Origin of the sequence: Kitasatospora setae KM-6054 (assembly GCF_000269985.1) — a bacterium.
Lineage (GTDB): Bacteria > Actinomycetota > Actinomycetes > Streptomycetales > Streptomycetaceae > Kitasatospora > Kitasatospora setae.
The window spans coordinates 3,933,929-3,954,669 of sequence record NC_016109.1 but is presented as its reverse complement, the minus strand read 5'-3'; the positions used below and the strand labels follow the sequence as shown (position 1 = coordinate 3,954,669).

The window sequence follows — 20,741 nt, the reverse complement described above, 5'->3', positions numbered from 1 at the left end:
CTCCTCAGGCCAGCTTGCGGGACTGCCGGATCGCGGCGGTCAGCCGCTCGACCAGCGGCGCGAACCCGGCGTACGAGAAGCGCGGCACCGCGTCCCACGGGGTGATCTGCCCGGCCCGGACGGCGGGCAGTTGGCCCCAGGCGGGCTTGGCGGCCAGGTCCTCGGGCTGGAGGGCGGTGGCGCGCTGGTCGAGCAGCAGCAGGTCGGCCGGGTACTTTCCGGCGTTCTCCCAGCTCAGGCCCTCGTAGTAGTCGCCGCCGTCGGTCTTCTCCGGCTGGATGAACTCGACGCCCAGCTCGGCGAAGTAGATCAGGTCGCAGGAGATCTTCGGGTTGGAGACGTAGAACAGGTCGGGACTGCCCGAGCAGGCCATCACCTTGACGCCGCCGGCCGCCTTGACCGCCTGCCGCAGCTCCTCGGACGCCTTCTCGAACCTGGCCTTGGCGTCGACCGCCTTCGGCGCCTTCGGGTCGGCGCCCAGCGAGGCGGCGAGCTCGGCGTAGCGCTCGATCGGCCGGGTGATCGGCACCCGGCCGGTGGAGACCAGCACCTGCGGGGCGAGCCGCAGGATCTTGTCCTTCGACTCGTCCGGCACGTACCAGTAGGCGCCCGGGTCGTACATGTGGGTGACCAGCAGGTCGGGCCGCAGGGCCGCGTACTTCTCGATCGAGAACTCGCCCCAGGCGTTGCCGATGACCGCGACCTTGTCCACGTCCAGGGCGCCGGCCTGCGGGTCGGCCTTGCCGTCGGCGGTCCTGGTCTCGCCGAAGACGCCGACCAGCTGCCGGTCCAGGCCGAAGTCGGCGAGCGCGGCGGCCGCGCCGGTGAAGGCGACGATCCGGGACGGGACGCGCTCGGCGGTGAGGGCCTGCGGGCGGTCGTCGGTGAACGACCACGTGCCGCTGCCCGTGCCGCCGCCCGTGCCGCCGCCCGTGCCGCCGCCCTCGGCGGAGGTCTTCCCGCCGGAGGAGCCGCAGGCGGCGAGGACCGCGCCGAGGGCGGTGGCGCCGCCCGCGGCGAGCAGGCCGCGGCGGGTCGGGCGGGGGGAAGACGGCATGGCGGTACCTCGGTTCGGGTGCTGCGGGGCAGGGGAAGCCGCACGTCGGAGGGGGTGCCGGCGTGCGGGGCCCGGCGGCGGCCGCCGGGGTTATGTAGGTTAACCTAACCTAAGTTGCGGTGCGGGGGTCCTCCGGGTCCGCCGACCCGATCCCCGACCGATCCGGAGCACCCTTGAGCACCACCGGCTCCCTCCCGATACCCGGCGCCGCCCCTGCCCGCCGCGGCTCACCCCGCGCCCTCGGCCTGGCGGCCGGCCTGCTCGTGCTGCTCGCCGTCCTGGTCCTCAGCCTCGGCCTCGGCGCCCGGCCGCTCGGCCCCGCCGAGGTCTGGCACGGCCTGCTCGACCCGGACGCCCCCGGCTACACCGCCGTCCACGAGATGCGGCTGCCCCGCACCCTGCTCGGACTCCTCGCCGGCACCGCGCTCGGCCTGGCCGGCGGCGTCATGCAGGCCCTCACCCGCAACCCGCTCGCCGACCCCGGCCTGCTCGGCATCAACGCCGGCGCCTCCGCCGCCGTCGCCACCGCCGCCACCCTGTTCGGCGTCACCTCCTTCGCCGGCCACGTCTGGTGGGCGCTGGCCGGCGCGGCCCTGGTCTCCGCCCTGGTGTACGCCGTCGGCGGCGGCCGCGGCGCCACCCCCGCCCGGCTCGCGCTGGCCGGCGCCGCGCTCAACGCCACCCTGTACTCGTACGTCAGCGCCGTGATGCTGCTGGACACCGCCTCGCTCGACCGGATGCGCTTCTGGACGGTCGGCTCGCTCGCCGACGCCAGGACCTCCACCGTGCTCGGCATCCTGCCGTTCGTCGCCCTCGGCACCCTGCTCGCGCTCGCGCTGGCCCGCCCGCTCAACGCGCTCGCGCTCGGCGACGACACCGCCCGCGCCCTGGGCGCCCGGCCCGCCGCGACCCGCGCCGCCGCGATCGCCGCCGTCACCCTGCTCTGCGGCGCGGCCACCGCCGCCTGCGGCCCGATCGTCTTCGTCGGCCTGATGGTCCCGCACCTGGTCCGCGCCCTGACCGGCCCCGACCTGCGCTGGCTGCTGCCCTACTGCGCCGTCCTGGCGCCCGTCCTGCTGCTCGGCGCGGACGTCCTCGGCCGCGTGCTGGGCCGCCCCGGCGAACTCCAGGTCGGCATCGTCACGGCCGTCCTCGGCGGCCCGTTCTTCCTGTACTTCGCACGACGGGGAAAGGCCCGCGCATGAAGACCCTGAGGCTCTCCCGGTTCTCGGTGCGGTACCGGCCGCGGGCGCTGGCCGCGTGCCTCGGGGCGCTGGCGGTCGCGCTGGGGGCCGGGGTGCTCGCGCTCGGGCGCGGGGACTACCCGATCCCGCCCGGGGAGGTGCTGCGGACGCTGTTCGGCGGGGGCACCGCGGCGGAGGACTTCGTCGTCAACGAGCTGCGGCTGCCCCGGGTGGTGACGGCGCTGCTGGTGGGCGCGGCGCTGGCGCTCGCGGGCGCGCTGTTCCAGACGCTGGTGCGCAACCCGCTGGGCAGCCCGGACGTGCTGGGGTTCACCCAGGGCGCGGCGACCGGCGCGCTGCTGGTGGTGGTGGCCGGCGGGTCGAGCGCCGCGCTGGCGGGCGGCGCGGTGGCGGGCGGGCTGGCCACCGGGGCGCTGGTGTACGGGCTGGCGTGGCGCGGCGGGATGCAGGGGGCCCGGCTGGTGCTGGTCGGGATCGGCACGGCCGCGATCCTGACCGGCGTCAACGGCTACCTGCTGACCCGCACCCGGCTGATGGACGCGGCCCGGGCGGTGCTCTGGCTGACCGGCAGCCTGGACGGCCGGGGCTGGGAGCAGGCCCGGCCGCTGGCGCTCGCGCTGGCGGTGCTGGTCCCGGTGGTGCTGCTGGGCTGCGGTCCGGCGCTGCGCGCGCTGGAGCTCGGCGACGACGCGGCGAGCGGCCTGGGCGTGCGCCCGGAGCGGGTGCGGACGCTGCTGCTGGGCGCGGCGGTGCTGCTGGCCTCGCTGGCGGCGGCCGCGGCCGGGCCGGTGAACTTCCTGGCGCTGACCGCGCCGCAGCTGGCCCGCCGGATCACCCGCTCGCCGGGCCCGAACCTGGCCGCGTCGATGTGCGTGGGCGCCGCGCTGCTGGTCGGCGCCGACCTCGCCGCGCAGCAGCTGCCGGGCGGGCGCCACCTGCCGGTCGGCGTGCTGACCGGCGTGCTGGGCGGCGGCTACCTGGTCTGGCTGCTCGCCTCCCAGCGCCGGGCGGGCCGGCTGTGAGCACCGCGCGGCACGACCCCCCGTCCCCCCTCTCCCGAACGGAGCCCCCGATGGCCCAGTCCGAACCGCGGCTGGCCGGCCGCGACCTGACCCTCGCGTACGACGGGCGCACCGTCGCCGAGGGCCTGACCGTCGAGGTCCCGGACCACTCGTTCACGGTGGTGGTCGGCCCGAACGCGTGCGGCAAGTCGACGCTGCTGCGCGCGCTGTCGCGGACCCTGCGGCCGGTGGCCGGGCAGGTGCTGCTGGACGGGCGGTCGATCGCGACGCTGCCCGCCCGGCAGGTCGCCCGGACGCTGGGCCTGCTCCCGCAGTCCTCGGTCGCGCCGGACGGCATCACCGTCGCCGAGCTGGTCTCCCGGGGCCGCCACCCGCACCAGGGCGTGCTGCGCCAGTGGTCGGCCGAGGACGAGCGGGTGGTCGCCCGGGCGATGGCCGACACCGGGGTCGGCGACCTCGCGGACCGGCCGGTGGACGCGCTCTCCGGCGGCCAGCGCCAGCGGGTCTGGATCGCGATGGCGCTGGCCCAGCAGACCCCGCTGCTGCTGCTCGACGAGCCGACCACCTACCTGGACATCGCGCACCAGGTCGAGGTCCTCGACCTGTGCGCCCGGCTGCACCGGGAGCAGGGCCGCACCTTGGTCGCGGTGCTGCACGACCTCAACCAGGCGGCCCGCTACGCCACCCACCTGGTCGCGCTGCGCGACGGGCGGCTGGTCGCGGCCGGCCCGCCGGGCGAGGTGGTCACCGCCGCGCTCGTCGAGGAGGTCTTCCGGCTGCCCTGCCGGGTCGTCCCCGATCCGGAGACCGGCACCCCGCTGGTCGTCCCGGCCGCGCCCCGCCCGGCCGCGCCCCGCCCGGCCGCCGCCGGGGCCTGAGGCCGGATCCGGGACCCGCCGCCGCAAAGGTGCGGGTTCGGCCGGGTCCGGTCGGATACTGGCGTTATGCGTGTCAATGCGGAGAACCCGGAGTATCCCGAGGACGAGGACGAGCTGTCCCCGGCCGTGCTGGACGCCGCCGACCAGGACCGGGCGGCGGTCGAGCCGGAGGTGGACGACCTGGAGGTGTTGCGGCAGCGGCGCGATCGCGGCGCGGAGCCCGCGGACGAGGGCGACGCGGTGGAGCAGGTCCGCGAGGTCCCGCTGGAGGACGAGGACTACCGCGAGTAGCCCGGCCGGGCGGCGGCCGGCCCTCAGACCTGGCCGCGCCGCTTCAGCCAGGCGAAGGCGATCCAGCCGGGCAGGATCGGCAGGATGAAGGTCAGCAGCCGGAACAGCAGGACGGCCGAGGCCGCGCTGTCCTGGTCGAGGTGCCCGGCGGCCACCAGCAGCGGGGGCATCAGCAGTTCGACGCCGCCCAGGCCGCCGGGCGTCGGTGCCACGTTGCCCGCCGCGTTGCCGGCCAGGAAGGCCATCGCGACGGCGTTGAAGCCGGGGGCCTGCCCGACCGCGCGGACGCAGCAGTACAGGCACAGCACGAAGCACATCGACACCAGCAGCTGCCCGGCCACGCCGGTGGCCAGCCGGCCGGGCCGCTGGGCCAGGTCGAGCAGCCGGGGCAGCACCTCGGCGCGCAGCGGCCGCAGCAGGGTCTGGGCGCGGCGCCGCAGCGAGGGCACCGCGGCGACCGAGGCGGCGATCACCGCGCTGACCGCGAGGGCCAGCCAGAGCACCCAGCCGCTGGGCAGCACGGCGGACTCGCCGCCGGCCGCGGCGGCGTCCACCCCGGCCAGCGCGCCGAACACGGCGAGCTGCAGCATGTGCAGGACCAGGCCGAACAGCTGGCTGACGCCGATGCTGGACATCGCCTGCGCGGTGGGGATGCCCGCGCACTGCAGGTAGCGGGTGTTCAGGGCGAGGCCGCCGACGCCGCCGGGCGCGACCACCTTGACGAAGGCGCCGGCGGTCTGGACGGCCAGGGTGGAGCCGAACCGGAGCCGCTCGGGCACGAAGCCGCTGAACGCGAAGGTCGCCACCGGGTAGCTGACCGCGGCCCACAGCACCGCGCCGGCCAGCCACAGCGGGTCGGCCCCGGTGACCACCGAGACGGGGTTGCGGAACTGCAGCAGCGCGTAGCCGACCGCGAAGCAGGCGACGACGTTCAGCAGGGTGCGCGGGCGCAGCCGCTCCAGCCGGACGGGGACGGCGATGGCCTGCGGGGTCTGCCGCTGCACCTCGGCGCGCAGGTCGGCGGCCAGCGTCTTGTGCCGGGCGAGCGCGGCCCGGGTGTCGCGGGCCAGCGCGATCGGCTGGAGCAGCGGCAGCGCGGTGCCGACCGGCCCCGGCCCGAGCACCTCGACGGCGGCCCGGACCGCCCGGCGCGGCCCGGCGTGCACGGCCAGGACGGCGAGCAGCCCGGCGACGTCCAGGCGGAGCAGCAGTTCGCCGGCGGCGATCTCGCCGTGGGCCAGCCCGACCAGGTGGACCTGGCCCTCGGCGTCCAGCAGCACGGTGTGCGGCGACACCGTGCGGTGCGCGATCCGGCGGCGCTGGAGCAGGGCCAGCTGCCGCCAGGCGTCGCGGAGTTCGGCGTCGGTGGGCCCGGCGGGGCGGTCCGGGTCCTGGGCGGGGTTCTCGTCGAAGAGTTCGGCGAACGGCCGGGCGTCGATCCGCCGGTAGGCGACCAGGGCGGCGTCCGGACCGAGTTCGACCACCGCGACGGGGGTGCGGGTGCGGGCCCCGGCGGCGGTGGCGGCGTGGCCGAGCAGGGTCTGGTGCTCCAGGCCGGCCCGCAGCGGGCGCAGGCCGAGCGGGCGGGGCGCGGTGCGCAGCCGCAGCGCCAGCCAGAGGTGGCCGAGCAGGCCGCTGGCCTGGGCGTGCCGGTCGAGCAGGTGGACGTCGAGTTCGGGGCGGCCGTCGTGCTGGGTGACCAGGTAGCGGCTGGGGCCGAGGGCGAGCACCGTGTGCGGGCGGACGCCGGTGCCGGCCAGGGCGGCGGCGATCTGCTCCTCGGTGGGCGTGCCGACGGGCTCGCCGACGGCGTACCGGGCGGCGTGCGCGGTGGTCCAGCCGAGCAGCAGCGCGAGGACCAGCGACAGCGGCGTGGCGTACCCGGTGACCAGGCCGGACAGCCCGGACAGGCCCAGCGTGACGCCCAGCGCGGTGCGCCAGCGGCGCCGCCCGGCGGTGCCGACGGCGGTCATGAACGCCAGGACCGGCGCCAGGTGCCCGTACACCGGCTCGGTGCTGCCGGGGAGGTCGGGCAGCCGGTGGGTCAGCGTGGTGCCGGCGCCGATCAGCAGGTCCAGGCCGAGCGAGAGGCCGTAGGCGAGGACGGCGGCGAGCACGCCGTCGGCGACCCGGCGGCCCTCGCCGCCCAGCATCCGGTCGACGGCGAAGGCCAGCGGCACGGTGAGCAGCGCGGCGCCGCACAGCGCGGCGGTCAGCTGGGGCGGCGGCCAGGGCAGCAGCTCGACGCCGCGGGACACGTCGAGGTCGAGGCCGAGCGCGGAGGAGCGGGCGTAGCCGGCCAGCAGCAGCACCAGGACGATCCAGCACGTCCCGGCGGCCAGTCTGATCAGCGCGGCGGGGTGGCGGACGCGCTCGGCGCGCCCGGCCGGCCGCCGCCGCGGGGGCGGGAGCGGAGCAGAACCCTGGGATTCGTCGGCTTGTATCACCGTGGCCACGCGGCATGGTCCCACACCGCCCTGCCCCCGATCCCGCCGTTGCGGTACGGGAGTTCACGCGTCGAGGTGTATACGCCCCGATATCGGGCATATCGGACTGATGAAGGGAGGTCGGCTGATGACCAAGCGATCGACCGACAGGATGACCAGGCTCCGCCAGGGCACCCAGGAACTCCTGGAGCACCGCGGCATGGCCGCCGACCCGGCCGCGCTCGCCCCCCGGACGCACACCGACAACGCGTTCGCCGCCCGTACCGGCCCCTACTACGGCGACGCGGTGTTCAGCCACGGCGGGCGCCGGATGCCCGCGACGGCCGGCCCGGCCGACGGGCCCGCCGCCCACACCGACCTGCCGGGCCACCGGCACCGCGGCGCGGAGCGGCATTCGGCGCACTGAACCCCGGCGGGGTGGGAGAGTTGGGGCCGTCAACTCCCGCCCCGCCGAAGGAGTGCCATGTCCGACGCCCCCGAGTTCGCCTCCCGCGAGGAGTGGCTCGCCTCCCTGCACCGGGTGTACGCCGCCGCGGGCTGCCTGATCACCGCCCCCGACGGCCGGGTCCTCATCGTCAAGGCCGGGTACCGCGACGCCTGGCAGTTCGTCGGCGGCACCGTCGACCTCGGCGAGAACCCCCGGCAGTGCGCGACCCGCGAACTCCACGAGGAGACCGGGCTGCGCCGCGAGGCCGGCGAACTACTGGCCGTCGCCTGGACCAACGCCGGCCCCGAACTCGACCACCCCGCCTGCCACTTCCTCTTCGACCTCGGCGTCTTCCCGGCCGACACCCCCATCACCCTGCCGCCCGGCGAGCTCGACGCCCACCGCTGGGCCACCGTCCCCGAAGCCCTCGCCCTGCTCGGCCCGGCCCGCGCCCTCCGCCTCGAAGCCGGCCTCGCCGCCCGGGCGGACGGCCGCACCCGACTGGTGACCGCACCGAACTCGGGCTTCTAACGGCGCGCGGTCGGGAGCGCGCGGAAGCGGAACACGAGGAGGCCCGCCACGCCCCCGGCCACGTGCGCTTGCGCCGTGCTCCCGCCGGGCCCGTCGCCGCCCAGGGCTCGCGCCCGTCGTCGGCCAGGGCTTGCCCGCCGCCGTCAGCCGCCGACCAGGGCCCGCGCCTGCTGCGCGTGCTCGGCTGCGCCCGCTGCCCGTCAGGGCTTGCGCCTGCCGCCGTCCGCTGCGCGCGCCTGGCTGCGCCGGTGCCGTGATCCCGCCGGGCCCGTCGCCCGTCAGGGCTTGCGCCAGACGTACGCCGCCGAGACCGGGTGGCCGCGGTGGCGTTCCCACTTGGGCTTGAGCGCGGTCCACTGGTCGCCGACCACCTCCTCGCGCATCTCGGCGAGTTGCCAGCCCGCCGCGAGGCCGGCGGTGAGGTGGTCGCTGACCAGGTGGATGTGGGTGGTGATGGCGATCGGGCCGGTCGGGCCGTCGTAGTGGGTGGGCATGCCGGCCGCCATGATGAAGGCGGGGTGCAGGCCGACCAGCACGAACAGGCCGCCGGGGCGGACCAGGCGGTGCGCCTCGCGGTAGAGCGGGGCGAGGTCGGCGAGGTGCTCGTCGACGAGCGAGCAGGCGGCGAGGTCGTAGCCGCCGCCGGGCAGGCCGGTGGCGGCGAGGTCGCCCTCGACCAGGGTGCGGTGGGCGCCGCGGGTCCGGGCGCGGGCGAGCATCTCGGGTGTGAGGTCGACGCCGTCGACCGCGCCGACGCCGCGGGCGCGCAGCCAGGCGCCGGTGCGGCCGGTGCCGCAGCCGAGGTCGGCGGCGGTGGCGGCGTCGGCCCAGCGCGGGACGGCGAGCCGGGCCAGCACGTCGGTGTCCATCGCGTCCTGGACGGTGTCCTCGTAGCTGTCGACCCATCCGGCGTAGCCGGTGCGGACGTCGACGGTGGGGTAGCCGCGGGTGTCGAACGGGGAGAAGTTCGTCATGCCGGGCAGTATCGGCGGCGGTCCGGCCGCGCCGCGAGCGGTTATCCGAGCAGCCGGGCCCGGACGGCGGCGACGTCCGCGGCGGGCAGCCAGTCCTCGGCGTCGAACTCGGCGAGGACGTCGTGCACGGCCCGCGCGGGGGTGGTGCCGGCGTCGGCGAGCACCCGGGCGATGCCGGCCTCCTCCTCGGGGCGGTCCAGGATCGTCCACAGCGGGCGCAGGTTGGCGGCCGACAGCAGGTAGTCCTCGGCGATCGCGGCGGGGGTGGCCCCGGCGAGCGCGAGCAGGACGAGGGCGGCCAGGCCGGTGCGGTCGCGGCCGGCGCCGCAGTGCACCACGACGGTGCCGGGGCGGGCCCAGGCGACGGCGGCGACCAGTTCGGCGACGGCCTGCCGGCAGTGGTCGAGGTAGGGGCGGAAGGACAGCGGGGTGCCGTCCAGCGCGCCGAACCGGGCCCACCAGTCGGGTCCGGCCAGCGCGTCGAGCGGGACCCGCACCAGGTCGAGACCGTCCGGGAAGGGCAGCAGCGGCCGGTACTCGGCCGGGTCGCGCAGGTCGACGACGGTGCGCACGCCGTACGCGAGCAGCGTGTTCTGGCCCTCGGCGGTGAGCCGGTCCAGGTTGTCGGCGCGGACCACCGCGCCGGTGCGGGTGGTGCGCCCGTCGACGGTGGGCAGCAGGCCGAGGTCGCGGACGTTCAGGCAGCCGTCCCAGTCGAGCTGCCGCGTCTCGTGCGGTATCGCCGCCGTCCCCGTCACGCCGTCCCCCGCCATCTGCCAGCCCCCCGTGCCGTGTTCGCCCCGTGTGTCACACCGGTGCCGCTGCGCACCGCCACTGACAGGGACTCAGTCCGCTTCCGGTTGGTTCCCGGCGGTTCCTTCGGGTTCGTCGTCCCGACCGTCCTCCCGGGGGGCTTCCCCGGTGAACTCCCAGAGTGCCCGCCCGAGCGTGTCGAGCACCCGGACGGCGCCGAAGCGGGCGTCCCGGGCGGACAGGAAGCCGCGCGCGGCGCCCGCCAGGACGGCGTGCGCGGCCGGGTCGTGTCGGCTCCAGGCGCCGTGCAACTCCAGTGTCCCGTCGAGGAGTTCGGCGCGCTGGATGCGGGCGACGGCGGCTGCCGCGAGGGCGCCGTTGACGCCGTCCAGCTCGGCCTGGCCGAGGTAGTGCTCGCGGTCCTCGGCGCGCAGCCGACGGCGCAGTTCGGGCAGCGCGTAGCCGCGCACGGCGGCCACCGAGTCCTCGACCGCGATCAGCCAGCGCGGGCCGGGCGCCACCTCCCACCAGACCTCGCCGCCGACCGGCAGCAGCTCGCCGATCGGCGCGTGCCAGCGCTCCAGCCCGGTGGGGGAGTTGGCGTCGGGGCGGATGCTGCGCCGGTCCCAGGCGGCCTTGTCGGTGACGGAGAGGTTCACCGTGTACCGGACCCGCCCGTCGCCGGGCACCGCGCGCACGCCGAGCACCGCCCAGCGTTCGTGGTCCGGTAGCGAGAAGGAGTGCCGCCAGCCCTGGAAGCCGAGTCCGCGCAGCGCGGGCGCGAAGTGGTCCCGGATCCCCGTGGTGTACAGCTCCTGGGCGGTGCGCATGCCGGATCCGGCCTCCTGGTCCGATGGGGGAAGTGGGGCGAAATGCCCCTTATCTGCACGGTAGGACGAGGGGGTGCGGCCGGACCGCGGGCGAAGGACAGCGGCCGGCGGGACGAAGGTCGGCCCGCCCAGGGCCCTGCGACCCGGTCGGCGGACGGTTCGGCGGCCGGCCCGGCGGACGGGGTGACGGAGTCTCGGTCCGCACGGGGCGGACACCGGTTCGCCACCGGTCCGTCACCGTCCGGGCACCGCCCCGGCGGTGGGAGCGTTCCTCCGGATGGCGCATGATGGGCCGGGTGCACAGAGCTGAACACCAGGGGGCGGACGGCGGGGACCGGTTCGGCCGTCCGTACGCACCGGATCGTCCGCCCGCCCGGCGGGCGGACCTCGCCGCGGCCGTCCGCGCGGCCCAGGACGGCGACGAGGAGGCGTTCCGGGTCCTGTTCCGGGCCGTCCAGCCGGGACTGCTGCGCTACCTGCGGGTGCTGGTCGGCGGGCGCGCCGAGGACGCCGAGGACATCGCCTCCGAGGCGTGGCTGCAGATCGCCCGCGACCTGCCGGGCTTCCGCGGCGACGCGGACGCGTTCCGCGGCTGGGCCGCGAAGGTCGCCCGCAACCGGGCGATGGACCACCTGCGCCGGGTGCGCCGCCGCCCGGTCGCGGACCTGCCGGAGGAGTACCTGGCCGAACTGGCCGCCGCCGAGGACACCGCGGGCCAGGCGATGGCCACCGTGGCGACCTCCGACGCGCTCGCGCTGATCGCCGGGCTGCCGCCGGACCAGGCCGAGGCGGTGCTGCTGCGGGTGGTGCTCGGGCTGGACGCGGAGAGCGCGGCGCGGGTGCTCGGCAAGCGCTCCGGCAGCGTCCGGATGGCCGCCCACCGGGGGCTGAAGCGGCTGGCCAAGGTGCTGGAGCAGAGCGGGGGAGCGGCCGCCGGGGTGCCCCGGTGGAAGGCGGGGGAAAAAATCTCGGCGCAGGGTGTGACACCGGCGCAGGTGCCGACGCTTAAGGACATGAGATGAGCACCAACCGATCCCGCCGGATCGATCGCGCCACCGCCGAGCGACTGCTCGGCGGTGTCACGGTCGACCCGGAGGCCGGTCAGGATCCCTCCACCGGGCGGCGGTTCGCGCCAGGGCGGCCGGAGCTCGCCGCCCTGCTCGCCGCCGCTGCGACGAGCGAGGCGGCCGGCGACGGCCCGCCGCCCGGCGAGGAGGGGGCGCTGGCCGCGTTCCGGGAGGCTCGTCGCCACCCGGTCCCCAGGCAGCAGCGGAGACGAAGGATGACGGACACCGCGCTCGCGCGTGCCCTCAGTGCGAAGGCCGTCGCCGTCGCCCTGGGGGTCACCGCCGTGGGCGGCGTCGCGGTCGCGGCCGGCACCGGCCGGCTGCCGGAGGTGCTGGGCGGTCCCGCCCCGGCCCCGGTGGCCGTCAGCGCCGCGCCCGTCCCGTCCGATCCGGCGTCCGCCACCCCGTCCGCGAGTCCTTCGGCCGACCGCACCGGCCGGCCGTCCGCGACCGCGGCGCCGTCCACCGGCCGCCCGAGCGGCACGCCGGCGAGGTCGTCCGGCGCCCCCGCCACCGACCCGGCCGGCACGCCGGACCTGGTGCGGCTGTGCGAGGGCTTCGCCGGGCGGGTCGCGGCCGGCAGCAAGCCGAAGGACGCGGCCGTCGACCCGGCGCTCGCCGAACTGCTCCGGCAGGCCGGCGCCCCGGAGAAGGTGACGGGCTTCTGCGCGCTGCTCGCCGCCCGCGGCGGGGAGCCGGCCGGCGGGGAGGGGCGCGGCAGGTCCTCGTCCGCCCCGGGCCAGTCGGCCTCGCCGTCGCCGTCCCCCGTGTTCCCCTCGGTGCCCGTGCCGTCGGCCTCGGCCGGCAAGAGCGGGCGCGCCGAACAGCAGCAGCGGTCCTCCGGCGGGGGGAACGGCCAGGACTGACACCGAACTCCGGTCGGACGACGGGCTCCCCCGGGCCCCGCGTCCGACCGGGCACCGCCTCCGGGCGGCCGGCGGGCCCCTGTACCCGCCGCCCGCCCGGACCGGACTCCGGACGGGCGGCGGGCTCCCCCGGGCCCCCGCCCGTCCGGGAACAGCTCCGACCGGCAGAAGACTCCCCCGGGTCCGCGGCCGGTCGGGGAACCCGCTCCGGACGGACGGCTGAACTCCCCCGGGTCCACCGTCCGTCCGGGGCCCAGCCCGCCCCACCACCCCTGGAGCCCCGGTGACCGACCGCACGCACCGCCAGGCGAGCCCGCGATGACCTTCCCCCGCACCTCGCCCGCCGCCGACCGCGCCGCCCGCCGCGCCCTGGACGACGCCCCGCCCCGCGCCCTGCGCGCCCTGCTGGCCGCCGCACTGGCCGCGCTGACCGCCGCCCTGCTCGTCCAGCGCCCCTGAACTCCCCACGGGCGGGCCCGCTATGGTTCACGGGTGCCCGCCCGGGGTTGAGAGGAGTATCCGATGATCGGACGCGCGCTGAACGGGCGCTACGAACTCGGGGAGATCCTCGGGGTCGGCGGCATGGCCACCGTCTACCGCGGCCTGGACCACCAACTGGGCCGCCCGGTGGCGGTCAAGGTGCTGAACGGCGGCCTGGCCGACGACCCCCGGTTCGCCGAGCGGTTCGCCCGCGAGGCCCGGTCGGCGGCGCTGCTGTCGCACCCGCGGATCGTCACGGTCTTCGACTCCGGCGTCGACCAGGGCTCCCCGTACCTGGTGATGGAGCTGGTGCACGGCGCGACCCTGGGCCTGGTGCTCGCCGAGCAGGGCGCGCTGCCGGTGGAGCGCGCCGTCGGCATCGCCGCCGCCGTGCTGGACGCGCTGGCCGCCGCGCACGCCCAGGGGCTGGTGCACCGGGACATCAAGCCCGGCAACGTGATGATCACCCAGGACGGCGGGGTGAAGGTCGTCGACTTCGGCATCGCCCGGGCGGGTTCCTCCTCCGGCCAGCAGCTCACCCAGACCGCCACCGTGCTGGGCACCGCCGCCTACCTCTCCCCGGAGCAGGCCACCGCCGCCCCGGTCGACGGCCGCGCCGACCTGTACGCGGTGGGCTGCGTGCTGTACGAGATGCTGGCCGGCGCGCCGCCGTTCACCGCCGACACGCCCGTCGCGGTGACCTTCAAGCACGTCACCGAGTACCCGGTCGCGGTCTCCGCCCACCGGCCCGACGTGCCGCCCGCGCTGGACGCCGCGATCCTGCGGCTGCTGGCCAAGCACCCGGCCGAGCGCCCGGCCGACGCGCCCTCGGCCGCCGCCGAGCTGCTCGCCGCCGTCCCGGCCGCCCCGGCCGACCGCACCGCCGAACTGCTCGGCGCCGCGACCCAGGTGCTGCCGCCCGTCCCGGCCGGCGTCTTCCCGGCCGCGCCGCCGCCCCCGCCGCGGCAGCCCTGGACCGAGCAGCACCGCACCTCGGTGCTGCCGCCGGTGCAGGCCCCGCCGCCGCTGCTGCCCTCGGCCCGCTACGAGGACGAGGAGCCCGAGCCCCGGCGCGGCCGCAACCCGCTGGTGTACGCGGGCATCGGCGCGGCCGTGATCGCCTGCGTGGCGGGCATCGCCGCGTTCTCGCTCGGCGGCGGCGACCCGGCCCCGAAGGCCGCGCACACCCCCGCCCCGACGTCCGCCGCCCCGGTGGTCCCTACGCCGGCCGCCTCGCCGTCGCCCTCCCCGTCCGCGAGCGGCAAGCCCAGCGCCTCGCCGAAGCCGTCCGCGACGCCCAAGGGCGGCGCGGTGGTCGCCCAGCTGATCCAGCTGCGCGGCGAGGTCGCGCAGACCCCGTTCAACAAGGACCGGGACAAGCAGGACGACCTGACCCGGCTGCTGGACCAGGCCACCCAGGCCGTCAACGACCGCCAGCCCGGCGACGCCGAGGGCAGCCTCAAGGACGCCCAGAAGGTCGTCCGCGACCTCCAGCGCCGCAAGGCCGTCGACCCCGCGACGCTGATCGGCTGGCAGGCCCGGCTCGCCGCCCTGACCGCGGCCGTGCACGCCCAGGCCGCCCAGCAGCAGGACTGACCCGCCGCCCGGCCCTCCGCTCAGCCCTCGTGCCGGGCCCGCTTCACCGCGCGGGTCTTCACCTGCCGGGTCAGCGCCGTCACCCCGGTGGTCAGGAACACGACGGTGTACAGGAGTTGGAGCATCACCACGACCCGGGCGGCCTGCCCGGACGGGTGGATGTCGCCGTACCCGACGGTCGCCATGGTGATCACCGTGAAGTACAGCGCGTCGACCTTGGTGGTCAGCCCGTCCAGCTCGCCCGGGTCCCGGGACATCGCCAGGTAGGCGGTGGCGAACACCACCAGCGCGCTGCACAGCAGGATCAGGATCCGCGGCACCGGGTGCCGGGACTGCCCGAGCACCTGCAGCCGCACCTCGCGCAGCAGCCCGATCCCGAGCACGGTCAGCAGCACGCCGAACGCCGACCAGCTGACCGCCGGGTGGTGCGGCCCGAACCAGCCCAGCGGGACGGTGAAGTACAGCACCAGCAGCAGCACCGGGCCGGCCAGCAGGCCGACGTACGTCCGGACGAGTTCCCTCACGCCGCGGCGGCCTTGCCGTCGGCGGGGCTCTCGTCCCGGGGCCGGTCGGCGGGCGTGTCGAGGAACTCCAGCACGGCCAGGACGAGCAGCAGCACCAGCGCCGTCCAGAGCACCACCCCGACGGTCGGGTAGCTCCAGGTCAGCACCACCACGGCGGCGACGGCGACCGCCCCCCAGCCGAGCCAGCCCTTCCAGCGGTGCACGAACGGGCCGACCGGGCCGAGCCGCATCCCGATGCCCTCGGCGGCCTGCCGCACCGCGCCCAGGCCGGACGCCCACAGGTGCCGCACCCAGCCGGCCCGGCGGCCGGCGCCGGTCAGCCAGGCGGCCAGCGCGATCACCACGCCGAGCGCCAGCAGCATCCGGATCGCCGCCCGCAGGTAGCGCACCAGCGTGTCGTACACCGCCATCGCGGCGGCCTGGTCGACCTCGGCGGGCAGCTTGTCCAGGTAGACCGCCCGGAACACGGTCAGCCCGATGCCCAGCACCCCGGCGCCGGCGGCCATCCCGAGCGCCGCGCCGACGGTGGCCCGGCGGCGGCGCACCGCCAGCGCGACCCCGCCGACCGCGCACAGCAGCGCCAGCACCGGCACCCAGAACCCGGCCAGGTCGAGCAGCCGCAGCCCGGTCTGCGCCTTCCGCACCGAGTCCGACTGCACCAGCGTGTAGTCGGTGTGCACCTCGGGGATCTTCGAGGCGATGCCGAGGCCGTTCGCCACCAGCCGCTCCTTCACCGCGGCGACCACCGGCCCCAGGTCGAGGCTGACGGTGTCGCCCTCGACCCGCACCGCCCCGCCGCCCTGCCCGGTCAGCACCTTGTCGAACGCGGCGTGCGCGTTGCGCAGCACGCCGGTCCAGACCGCGGCGAAGGCGTCGGACTGGACGAACCGCAGCACCTGGTCGTGGACGAAGCCGGTCAGCCCGCTGGTCAGCGCCGGGCCGACCTTGCCCAGCGCGGCGTCCAGCAGCGGCCGGTCGGCGGGGGCGATGTCGTTCAGCAATTGGCTGATCGGCAGCTGCTCCATCACCGCGCCGGTCACCCGATTGGTCACCGCGTTCTGCACCGACGGGTCGGAGGCCAGCGGCGCCATCGTCGCCACGAACCGGTCGGTGTCGGTGACCTGCGACTTGCTCCACGCGGCGACCACCCCGAGCGGGGTCAGCACCGAGGCCAGCACGATCAGCAGCACCGCGAAGAAGCTCCGCACCCGGTGGTGCTCCCGCCGGGGGGCCGCCCGCTGCTCCCGCTCCTCCAGGAGGGCGATCCGCTCGCGCAGCTCCGCGAGCTCCCGCTCGTCCGACGGGTCCGCCGCCATCCGGTGCCTCCCAGTGATCCGCCGTCAGGTGGACACCAGGAGATACCGGGGCGCGGGGGTCGGCCACCCGGGCGTGGCGACACGCCGGAGCCCCCGGTCCGTCAGGGTGACGGGCCGGGGGCTCCGGTACGGCGGGGACGCGGTCGGCCGGGGCCGACCGGGCGTCAGGCCGTGGTCGACTTGGAGGGCTCGGCGGCCTTCGTGACGTTGGTCGGCTCGACGGCCTGGCGCGGCTGCTCGGCCTGCGAGGCGGCGGTGCCGTTCTGCGCCTCGGCGGGGGCGTCCTCCTCGCGCAGGGCCTTGGTCTCGGCCTTCAGGATGCGCATCGACTTGCCGAGGCCGCGGGCCATCTCGGGCAGCTTCTTCGAGCCGAACAGGAGGACCAGCACCACCAGAACGATGATGAGGTGCCAGGGCTCAAGACCGTTACGGAACATCCCTGACCACCGGTCCTTTCGTGGAGGTTCTCGCTGTGACGTCGGAGCCGGGCGGGAACGCCCGACCCGGCCAGTATGCCTGTCCCGGTCGGCGAACGTATACACCCGTCGGCAAACAGCCGTCGAAAAACAGGTGATCCGAGTCATGTGGTCTGTACCACCACAAAGGCCACCGCACGGGCCCCGGACGGCTCAGCCACCCCGGTTCACCAGCACCGACCAGGTCGACCCGGCGGCCGCCAGCACCACCGCGAGGGCCAGCCCCCGCATCCACCAGCGATTGGCCGAGATGTGCGGACTGTGTTCCACCGCACTGCGCCGCCGCAGTCCGTGCACGTACAGGCCGACCGCCGCCAGCGCCAGCACCCCGCCCAGCGCGGCCAGTCCGGCCAGCTGGTGGACGTAGCCCGTGCGCAGCACCAGCAGCGCGTCGGCGGCCAGCACCAGCGCGGTGCGGCTCCACGCCAGCAGGGTCCGCTCCGGCTGCAGGCCGGGGTCGCGCGGGGCGGCGGTCACCGCGACCAGCCGATGATCAGCACCGAGAACACCGCCGCCGCGACCGCCACGCACACCGTCAGCACCAGCATGATCCGGGTGGCCGGCAGCGGGCCGCCCGCCCGCATCGCCCGCTCCACCCGGGTCCAGCGGTGGTAGGCCGCCACCCCGAGCCCGGCCCCGCCCGCCGCCAGCAGCACCGAGAGGGTGATCCGCACCGGCACCGGCGCCAGGTCCGGCGCCAGCTGGTCCAGCCCCACCGCGCCCGCGAGCAGCGCCAGCGCCGTCCTGATCCAGGCCAGGAACGTCCGCTCGTTCGCGAGGGTGAACCGGTAGTCCAACTCGTCCGGCTCGTCCGGCTCGTCCGGCTCTCCGGCCGCCCGGCCCCGGCCCGCCTCGTCCGCCATACGGCGACCCTAGGCCGGGCGGGTGCGCCCCGCACGCGCGGCGGGGCGGCGGCGGGGGCGGTGGTGCCGCCCTCCGCCGCCGCCCCCGCCGGGCCGGTCGGTCCGCCTCACGCGGCGAGCGCCTTCACCTCTTCTTCCCGCTCCGGCGCCCCGGCCGCCTCCGGCACCGGCAGGTGCCGCATCAGCAGGTGGGCGGCGAGCGCGGCGCCGAGCATCACCACGACGCCGACCAGGGCGGCGACGTGCATGCCGTCGGCGAAGGCGTTCCGGGCGGTGCCGAGCAGGTGGTCGGCGGCCTCGGCGGGGAGGCGGGCGGCGGTGGTGACGGCCCCGCCGAGGGTGTCGCGGGCGGCGTCGGGGGCGGCGCCGTCCATCCGGGCCCGGTAGATCGCCGCGCCGGCCGCGCCGAGGACGGCGATGCCGAGCGAGCTGCCGAGTTCCTGGGCGGTCTCGGCGGTGGCGCCGGCCGCGCCGGCCCGGTCGGCGGGGGCGGCGGAGAGCACCATCTCGCCGGTGACGCTGACGGTGCCGACCGAGCCGGCCGCGATCACGCCGGCGGCGACCAGCGGGAGGACGAGCGAGGAGCCGGGGGTGACCAGGGCCATCGCGGCGAACCCGGCGGCACTGGCCAGGAACCCGGTGACCAGCAGGACGGCGGGCCGCACCCGGCCGGCCAGCGCGCCGAACCCGCCGACCGCCGCGCCGACGCCGACGCTCGGCAGCAGGGCCCAGAGCGAGGCGGTGAGCGGGCTGTAGCCCTTGACCAGTTGGAGGTACTGCGAGGTGAAGAGGGTGAAGCCCATCATCGCGAACATCGCGATGGTGTTGACGGTGATCGCTCCGGTGTAGGTGCGGATCCGGAACAGGGTGGTGTCGATCAGCGGGTCGGCGGCGGTCCGCAGCCGGGCGACCAGCGCGCCGCCGACCAGCAGTCCGGCGGCCAGCACCAGCGCCGGGCGCGGGCTCCAGCCGTCCACCGCGAGGGTCTTGATCCCGTAGACCACCGGCAGCACGGCGCTGATCGAGAGCGCGGCGCCGAGCAGGTCGAAGCGGCCCTGCCGCGGGGCGCGGTACTCGGGGAGCAGGAACGGCGCGGCGACCATCACCAGCAGCATCACCGGGACGGCGATCAGGAAGGCCGAGCCCCACCAGAAGTGGTCCAGCAGCAGTCCGCCGATCACCGGCCCGAGGGTGGCGCCGGCCATCATGACGCCGCTCCAGGCGCCGATCGCGGCCTGCCGCCGCTTGGGGTCGGGGAACATGTTGCGGATCAGCGCCAGCGTGGAGGGCCCGAAGACCGCCCCGGCGACGCCGAGCAGGGCCCGGGCGGCGATCAGCCGGTCCGCCCCGTCCGACCAGGCGGCGACCAGCGAGGCGGCGGCGAAGGCGGCGGTGCCGCCGATCAGCAGCTTGCGCCGGCCGATCCGGTCGCCCAGCGCGCCCATCGGGATCAGCAGGCCGGCCAGCAGGAACGAGTACATGTCCATGATCCACAGCTGCTGGGTGCCGCTGGGGTGCAGGTCGGTGGCGATGAAGGGGACGGCGAAGAACAGCACGCCCATGTCCATCGCGAGGACGAGGGTCGGCAGCAGGAGGAGGGCGAGGCCCAGCCAGGCGCGGCGGCCGGGGCGGCCGTGGTCGGTGGTCATGACGATGACTGTACGAGCGTCTTGCACGGCTGTCTAGTACAAGTGTCTAAATCATTCGTCCCAGACGTTCGACCAAGACGTTCGAGCAAGACATCCGTCTGGGACGCGGCTACCATCGGCGCATGGGAAATCGCGAGGACCTGCTGGCCAGCGCCGCCCGCTGCCTGCAAGAGAAGGGCTACGGGCGCACCACCGCCCGGGACATCGCCTCCGGCGCGGGCGTCAGCCTGGCCGCGATCGGCTACCACTACGGCTCCAAGGACGCCCTGCTGGTGGAGGCCCTGGTGCAGGCGATGGGGGAGTGGGGCGAGGTGATCGGCGCGGCGCTGTCCGCCGCCGCCGACGTCGACGACCCGCGCGAGCGCTTCGTCCGGGCCTGGGACGCGGTGCGCGACAGCTTCACCACCCACCGCGGCCTGTGGACGGTGCAGTTCGAGCTGCTCGGCCAGTTCGCCCACCTGCCCGGCCTGCCCGAGCGGCTGGCCGGCGCGCAGAAGGCGGGCCGGCTCGGGCTGGCCGCGCTGTTCCAGGGCAGGGCCGAGGAGGAGGACACCCCGGACGAACTGGCCCGCGGCATCTTCTACCAGTCGCTGCTGCTCGGCCAGGCGGCCCAGTGGCTGATCGACCCGGCGATCGCGCCGGGCGGCGAGGAGTTCCTGCGCGGGCTGGCGCTGGTCTCCGGCGACGTGCTGACGGGCTGACGCCTCGAAGCGTCGACGGGCGGGGCCGGGGTCAGGCGGTCACGGCGGTGAGCAGCACCACCGCGTCGGTGTGCGCGAGCAGGCCGTGCCGCTCCTGCGGGATGGCGTGCAGCTCGCCCGGGCCGACCTCCTGGCGGCGGCCCGCGACGGTCAGCGCGACCCGGCCGCGCAGCACCTGCAGGCTGGCGGCGACCGGGGCGTTGTGCTCGTCCAGGGCGGCGCCGGCCCGCAGCGCGATCACGGTCTGCCGCAGGACGCCGTCGTGCAGCAGGAGGTGGGCGCTGCGGCCGTGCGGGCTGGCGGCGGCTTTCGCGGCGTGCTCCTCGGCCAGCGCGTTCAGGTCGATCAGGGCGGGCTGCTCGGTCATCGCGTTCTCCTCCGTCCGACCCCCGGTCCGACCCCCCGCGGTCGACCCTAGGCCCGGCGTCCGGCGTGTCGCGCGCCGGATTCACGCGTAGGGGTCAAGCGGTGGGCCGCTCGGCGTGCGCGCCCGCGCGAGGGGGCCGAGGGTGGCCCCATGGCGACCAATCACAGCATCACCCTCGGCGGTTTCCAGGTGAACCGCGGCATGCTCACCGCCGGCGCGGCCCTGACCGGGCTCGGCGCCGTCGTCGGACTGACCGGCACGGTCCTGGTCTGCGCGGCCCTGGCGAACGCGGGCCGGGGGTGGATCCAGTCCCTGGAGACGCCGCCGGCCGAGCTCGCGCAGCGCACCTTCCAGCAGGCGAAGGCCGCTTCGGCGGCCGGACTGGAGGCGTGGCGCACCGGCGTCAACTGACCGGGAGGAG

General features: G+C 76.5%; 24 protein-coding genes. 12 read left to right on the top strand and 12 right to left on the bottom strand.

The window, feature by feature from the left end:
- Positions 1 to 4: 4 nt before the first annotated feature.
- On the bottom strand, positions 5 to 1,057 hold the full coding sequence (locus KSE_RS17485; protein WP_014136654.1) for an ABC transporter substrate-binding protein: 1,053 nt from the start codon (positions 1,055 to 1,057) through the stop codon (positions 5 to 7).
- Between the two features lie 173 nt (positions 1,058 to 1,230).
- Here KSE_RS17485 and KSE_RS17480 point away from each other — a divergent pair, with 173 nt between their 5' ends.
- The 4 genes from KSE_RS17480 (at position 1,231) to KSE_RS42180 (ending at position 4,453) form a co-directional block, all read left to right on the top strand.
- Complete coding sequence (locus KSE_RS17480) at positions 1,231 to 2,262, top strand: FecCD family ABC transporter permease (protein ID WP_014136653.1); 1,032 nt, start codon at positions 1,231 to 1,233, stop codon at positions 2,260 to 2,262.
- Positions 2,259 to 3,284 carry a FecCD family ABC transporter permease gene (locus KSE_RS17475; protein WP_014136652.1) on the top strand — a complete coding sequence of 342 codons (1,026 nt, stop codon included), beginning with the start codon at positions 2,259 to 2,261 and terminating at the stop codon, positions 3,282 to 3,284. Before KSE_RS17480 ends, KSE_RS17475 begins: the two co-directional genes overlap by 4 nt.
- A 50-nt stretch (positions 3,285 to 3,334) precedes the next feature.
- Positions 3,335 to 4,162: an ABC transporter ATP-binding protein gene (locus KSE_RS17470; protein ID WP_014136651.1), complete on the top strand. Its 828-nt coding sequence runs from the start codon at positions 3,335 to 3,337 to the stop codon at positions 4,160 to 4,162.
- A gap of 66 nt (positions 4,163 to 4,228) precedes the next feature.
- Positions 4,229 to 4,453, top strand: a complete 225-nt coding sequence (locus KSE_RS42180) for a hypothetical protein (RefSeq protein WP_014136650.1) — start codon at positions 4,229 to 4,231, stop codon at positions 4,451 to 4,453.
- Between the two features lie 23 nt (positions 4,454 to 4,476).
- On the opposite strand, the gene KSE_RS17460 is transcribed toward KSE_RS42180, so the two are convergent.
- Complete coding sequence (locus tag KSE_RS17460) at positions 4,477 to 6,909, bottom strand: lysylphosphatidylglycerol synthase transmembrane domain-containing protein (RefSeq protein ID WP_051055268.1); 2,433 nt, start codon at positions 6,907 to 6,909, stop codon at positions 4,477 to 4,479.
- 118 nt (positions 6,910 to 7,027) lie between these two features.
- Here KSE_RS17460 and KSE_RS17455 point away from each other — a divergent pair, with 118 nt between their 5' ends.
- Positions 7,028 to 7,306: a hypothetical protein gene (locus KSE_RS17455; protein WP_033258421.1), complete on the top strand. Its 279-nt coding sequence runs from the start codon at positions 7,028 to 7,030 to the stop codon at positions 7,304 to 7,306.
- A gap of 57 nt (positions 7,307 to 7,363) precedes the next feature.
- Positions 7,364 to 7,858: an NUDIX domain-containing protein gene (locus KSE_RS17450; RefSeq protein WP_014136647.1), complete on the top strand. Its 495-nt coding sequence runs from the start codon at positions 7,364 to 7,366 to the stop codon at positions 7,856 to 7,858.
- Between the two features lie 278 nt (positions 7,859 to 8,136).
- On the opposite strand, the gene KSE_RS17445 is transcribed toward KSE_RS17450, so the two are convergent.
- From KSE_RS17445 to KSE_RS17435, 3 genes are all read right to left on the bottom strand, one after another.
- Positions 8,137 to 8,832 carry a class I SAM-dependent DNA methyltransferase gene (locus KSE_RS17445; protein ID WP_014136646.1) on the bottom strand — a complete coding sequence of 232 codons (696 nt, stop codon included), beginning with the start codon at positions 8,830 to 8,832 and terminating at the stop codon, positions 8,137 to 8,139.
- Positions 8,833 to 8,873: 41 nt separating this feature from the next.
- Positions 8,874 to 9,605, bottom strand: coding sequence for a tyrosine-protein phosphatase (locus tag KSE_RS17440; RefSeq protein ID WP_014136645.1), 732 nt, complete (start codon positions 9,603 to 9,605; stop codon positions 8,874 to 8,876).
- Between the two features lie 72 nt (positions 9,606 to 9,677).
- Positions 9,678 to 10,415 (bottom strand): hypothetical protein, encoded by a 738-nt coding sequence (locus KSE_RS17435; protein WP_014136644.1) that lies wholly within the window; start codon positions 10,413 to 10,415, stop codon positions 9,678 to 9,680.
- 287 nt (positions 10,416 to 10,702) lie between these two features.
- On the opposite strand from KSE_RS17435, the gene KSE_RS17430 reads away from it, so the two are divergent.
- From KSE_RS17430 to KSE_RS17420, 4 genes are all read left to right on the top strand, one after another.
- Complete coding sequence (locus KSE_RS17430; protein ID WP_106437673.1) at positions 10,703 to 11,437, top strand: RNA polymerase sigma factor; 735 nt, start codon at positions 10,703 to 10,705, stop codon at positions 11,435 to 11,437.
- On the top strand, positions 11,434 to 12,348 hold the full coding sequence (locus KSE_RS38560; RefSeq protein ID WP_014136642.1) for a hypothetical protein: 915 nt from the start codon (positions 11,434 to 11,436) through the stop codon (positions 12,346 to 12,348). The genes KSE_RS17430 and KSE_RS38560 overlap by 4 nt, the downstream gene beginning before the upstream one ends.
- A 318-nt stretch (positions 12,349 to 12,666) precedes the next feature.
- Positions 12,667 to 12,807 (top strand): hypothetical protein, encoded by a 141-nt coding sequence (locus KSE_RS42855; protein WP_157850059.1) that lies wholly within the window; start codon positions 12,667 to 12,669, stop codon positions 12,805 to 12,807.
- 63 nt (positions 12,808 to 12,870) lie between these two features.
- Complete coding sequence (locus KSE_RS17420; protein ID WP_014136641.1) at positions 12,871 to 14,424, top strand: protein kinase domain-containing protein; 1,554 nt, start codon at positions 12,871 to 12,873, stop codon at positions 14,422 to 14,424.
- A gap of 20 nt (positions 14,425 to 14,444) precedes the next feature.
- On the opposite strand, the gene KSE_RS17415 is transcribed toward KSE_RS17420, so the two are convergent.
- From KSE_RS17415 to KSE_RS17390, 6 genes are all read right to left on the bottom strand, one after another.
- Positions 14,445 to 14,948, bottom strand: coding sequence for a potassium channel family protein (locus KSE_RS17415; protein ID WP_014136640.1), 504 nt, complete (start codon positions 14,946 to 14,948; stop codon positions 14,445 to 14,447).
- On the bottom strand, positions 14,945 to 16,264 hold the full coding sequence (locus KSE_RS17410; RefSeq protein ID WP_014136639.1) for a hypothetical protein: 1,320 nt from the start codon (positions 16,262 to 16,264) through the stop codon (positions 14,945 to 14,947). Before KSE_RS17410 ends, KSE_RS17415 begins: the two co-directional genes overlap by 4 nt.
- Before the next feature lie 164 nt (positions 16,265 to 16,428).
- A complete protein-coding gene (gene tatA, locus KSE_RS17405) occupies positions 16,429 to 16,701 on the bottom strand; it encodes a Sec-independent protein translocase subunit TatA (protein ID WP_014136638.1) in 273 nt (90 codons plus the stop codon).
- Positions 16,702 to 16,893: 192 nt separating this feature from the next.
- Entirely contained in the window at positions 16,894 to 17,217 is a 324-nt protein-coding gene (locus tag KSE_RS17400; RefSeq protein WP_014136637.1) for a DUF202 domain-containing protein, read from the bottom strand.
- A complete protein-coding gene (locus KSE_RS17395) occupies positions 17,214 to 17,603 on the bottom strand; it encodes a YidH family protein (RefSeq protein WP_014136636.1) in 390 nt (129 codons plus the stop codon). The genes KSE_RS17400 and KSE_RS17395 overlap by 4 nt, the downstream gene beginning before the upstream one ends.
- Before the next feature lie 107 nt (positions 17,604 to 17,710).
- Positions 17,711 to 19,252: an MFS transporter gene (locus KSE_RS17390; RefSeq protein ID WP_014136635.1), complete on the bottom strand. Its 1,542-nt coding sequence runs from the start codon at positions 19,250 to 19,252 to the stop codon at positions 17,711 to 17,713.
- Between the two features lie 122 nt (positions 19,253 to 19,374).
- On the opposite strand from KSE_RS17390, the gene KSE_RS17385 reads away from it, so the two are divergent.
- A complete protein-coding gene (locus KSE_RS17385) occupies positions 19,375 to 19,953 on the top strand; it encodes a TetR/AcrR family transcriptional regulator (RefSeq protein ID WP_014136634.1) in 579 nt (192 codons plus the stop codon).
- Between the two features lie 31 nt (positions 19,954 to 19,984).
- On the opposite strand, the gene KSE_RS17380 is transcribed toward KSE_RS17385, so the two are convergent.
- Entirely contained in the window at positions 19,985 to 20,320 is a 336-nt protein-coding gene (locus KSE_RS17380) for a cupin domain-containing protein (protein ID WP_014136633.1), read from the bottom strand.
- 150 nt (positions 20,321 to 20,470) lie between these two features.
- Here KSE_RS17380 and KSE_RS17375 point away from each other — a divergent pair, with 150 nt between their 5' ends.
- Positions 20,471 to 20,731 carry a hypothetical protein gene (locus KSE_RS17375; protein WP_014136632.1) on the top strand — a complete coding sequence of 87 codons (261 nt, stop codon included), beginning with the start codon at positions 20,471 to 20,473 and terminating at the stop codon, positions 20,729 to 20,731.
- The last annotated feature ends 10 nt before the right edge of the window (positions 20,732 to 20,741 follow it).

Bases quoted from the DNA above. Each gene is read 5' to 3' on its own strand.
- KSE_RS17485 (WP_014136654.1), bottom strand. From the start codon at position 1,057: ATGCCGTCTTCCCCCCGCCCGACCCGCCGCGGCCTGCTCGCCGCGGGC.
- KSE_RS17475 (WP_014136652.1), top strand. From the start codon at position 2,259: ATGAAGACCCTGAGGCTCTCCCGGTTCTCGGTGCGGTACCGGCCGCGG.
- KSE_RS17470 (WP_014136651.1), top strand. From the start codon at position 3,335: ATGGCCCAGTCCGAACCGCGGCTGGCCGGCCGCGACCTGACCCTCGCG.
- KSE_RS42180 (WP_014136650.1), top strand. From the start codon at position 4,229: ATGCGTGTCAATGCGGAGAACCCGGAGTATCCCGAGGACGAGGACGAG.
- KSE_RS17455 (WP_033258421.1), top strand. From the start codon at position 7,028: ATGACCAAGCGATCGACCGACAGGATGACCAGGCTCCGCCAGGGCACC.
- KSE_RS17450 (WP_014136647.1), top strand. From the start codon at position 7,364: ATGTCCGACGCCCCCGAGTTCGCCTCCCGCGAGGAGTGGCTCGCCTCC.
- KSE_RS17445 (WP_014136646.1), bottom strand. From the start codon at position 8,832: ATGACGAACTTCTCCCCGTTCGACACCCGCGGCTACCCCACCGTCGAC.
- KSE_RS17440 (WP_014136645.1), bottom strand. From the start codon at position 9,605: ATGGCGGGGGACGGCGTGACGGGGACGGCGGCGATACCGCACGAGACG.
- KSE_RS17435 (WP_014136644.1), bottom strand. From the start codon at position 10,415: ATGCGCACCGCCCAGGAGCTGTACACCACGGGGATCCGGGACCACTTC.
- KSE_RS17430 (WP_106437673.1), top strand. From the start codon at position 10,703: ATGGGCCGGGTGCACAGAGCTGAACACCAGGGGGCGGACGGCGGGGAC.
- KSE_RS38560 (WP_014136642.1), top strand. From the start codon at position 11,434: ATGAGCACCAACCGATCCCGCCGGATCGATCGCGCCACCGCCGAGCGA.
- KSE_RS42855 (WP_157850059.1), top strand. From the start codon at position 12,667: ATGACCTTCCCCCGCACCTCGCCCGCCGCCGACCGCGCCGCCCGCCGC.
- KSE_RS17420 (WP_014136641.1), top strand. From the start codon at position 12,871: ATGATCGGACGCGCGCTGAACGGGCGCTACGAACTCGGGGAGATCCTC.
- KSE_RS17410 (WP_014136639.1), bottom strand. From the start codon at position 16,264: ATGGCGGCGGACCCGTCGGACGAGCGGGAGCTCGCGGAGCTGCGCGAG.
- tatA (WP_014136638.1), bottom strand. From the start codon at position 16,701: ATGTTCCGTAACGGTCTTGAGCCCTGGCACCTCATCATCGTTCTGGTG.
- KSE_RS17395 (WP_014136636.1), bottom strand. From the start codon at position 17,603: ATGGCGGACGAGGCGGGCCGGGGCCGGGCGGCCGGAGAGCCGGACGAG.
- KSE_RS17390 (WP_014136635.1), bottom strand. From the start codon at position 19,252: ATGACCACCGACCACGGCCGCCCCGGCCGCCGCGCCTGGCTGGGCCTC.
- KSE_RS17385 (WP_014136634.1), top strand. From the start codon at position 19,375: ATGGGAAATCGCGAGGACCTGCTGGCCAGCGCCGCCCGCTGCCTGCAA.
- KSE_RS17380 (WP_014136633.1), bottom strand. From the start codon at position 20,320: ATGACCGAGCAGCCCGCCCTGATCGACCTGAACGCGCTGGCCGAGGAG.
- KSE_RS17375 (WP_014136632.1), top strand. From the start codon at position 20,471: ATGGCGACCAATCACAGCATCACCCTCGGCGGTTTCCAGGTGAACCGC.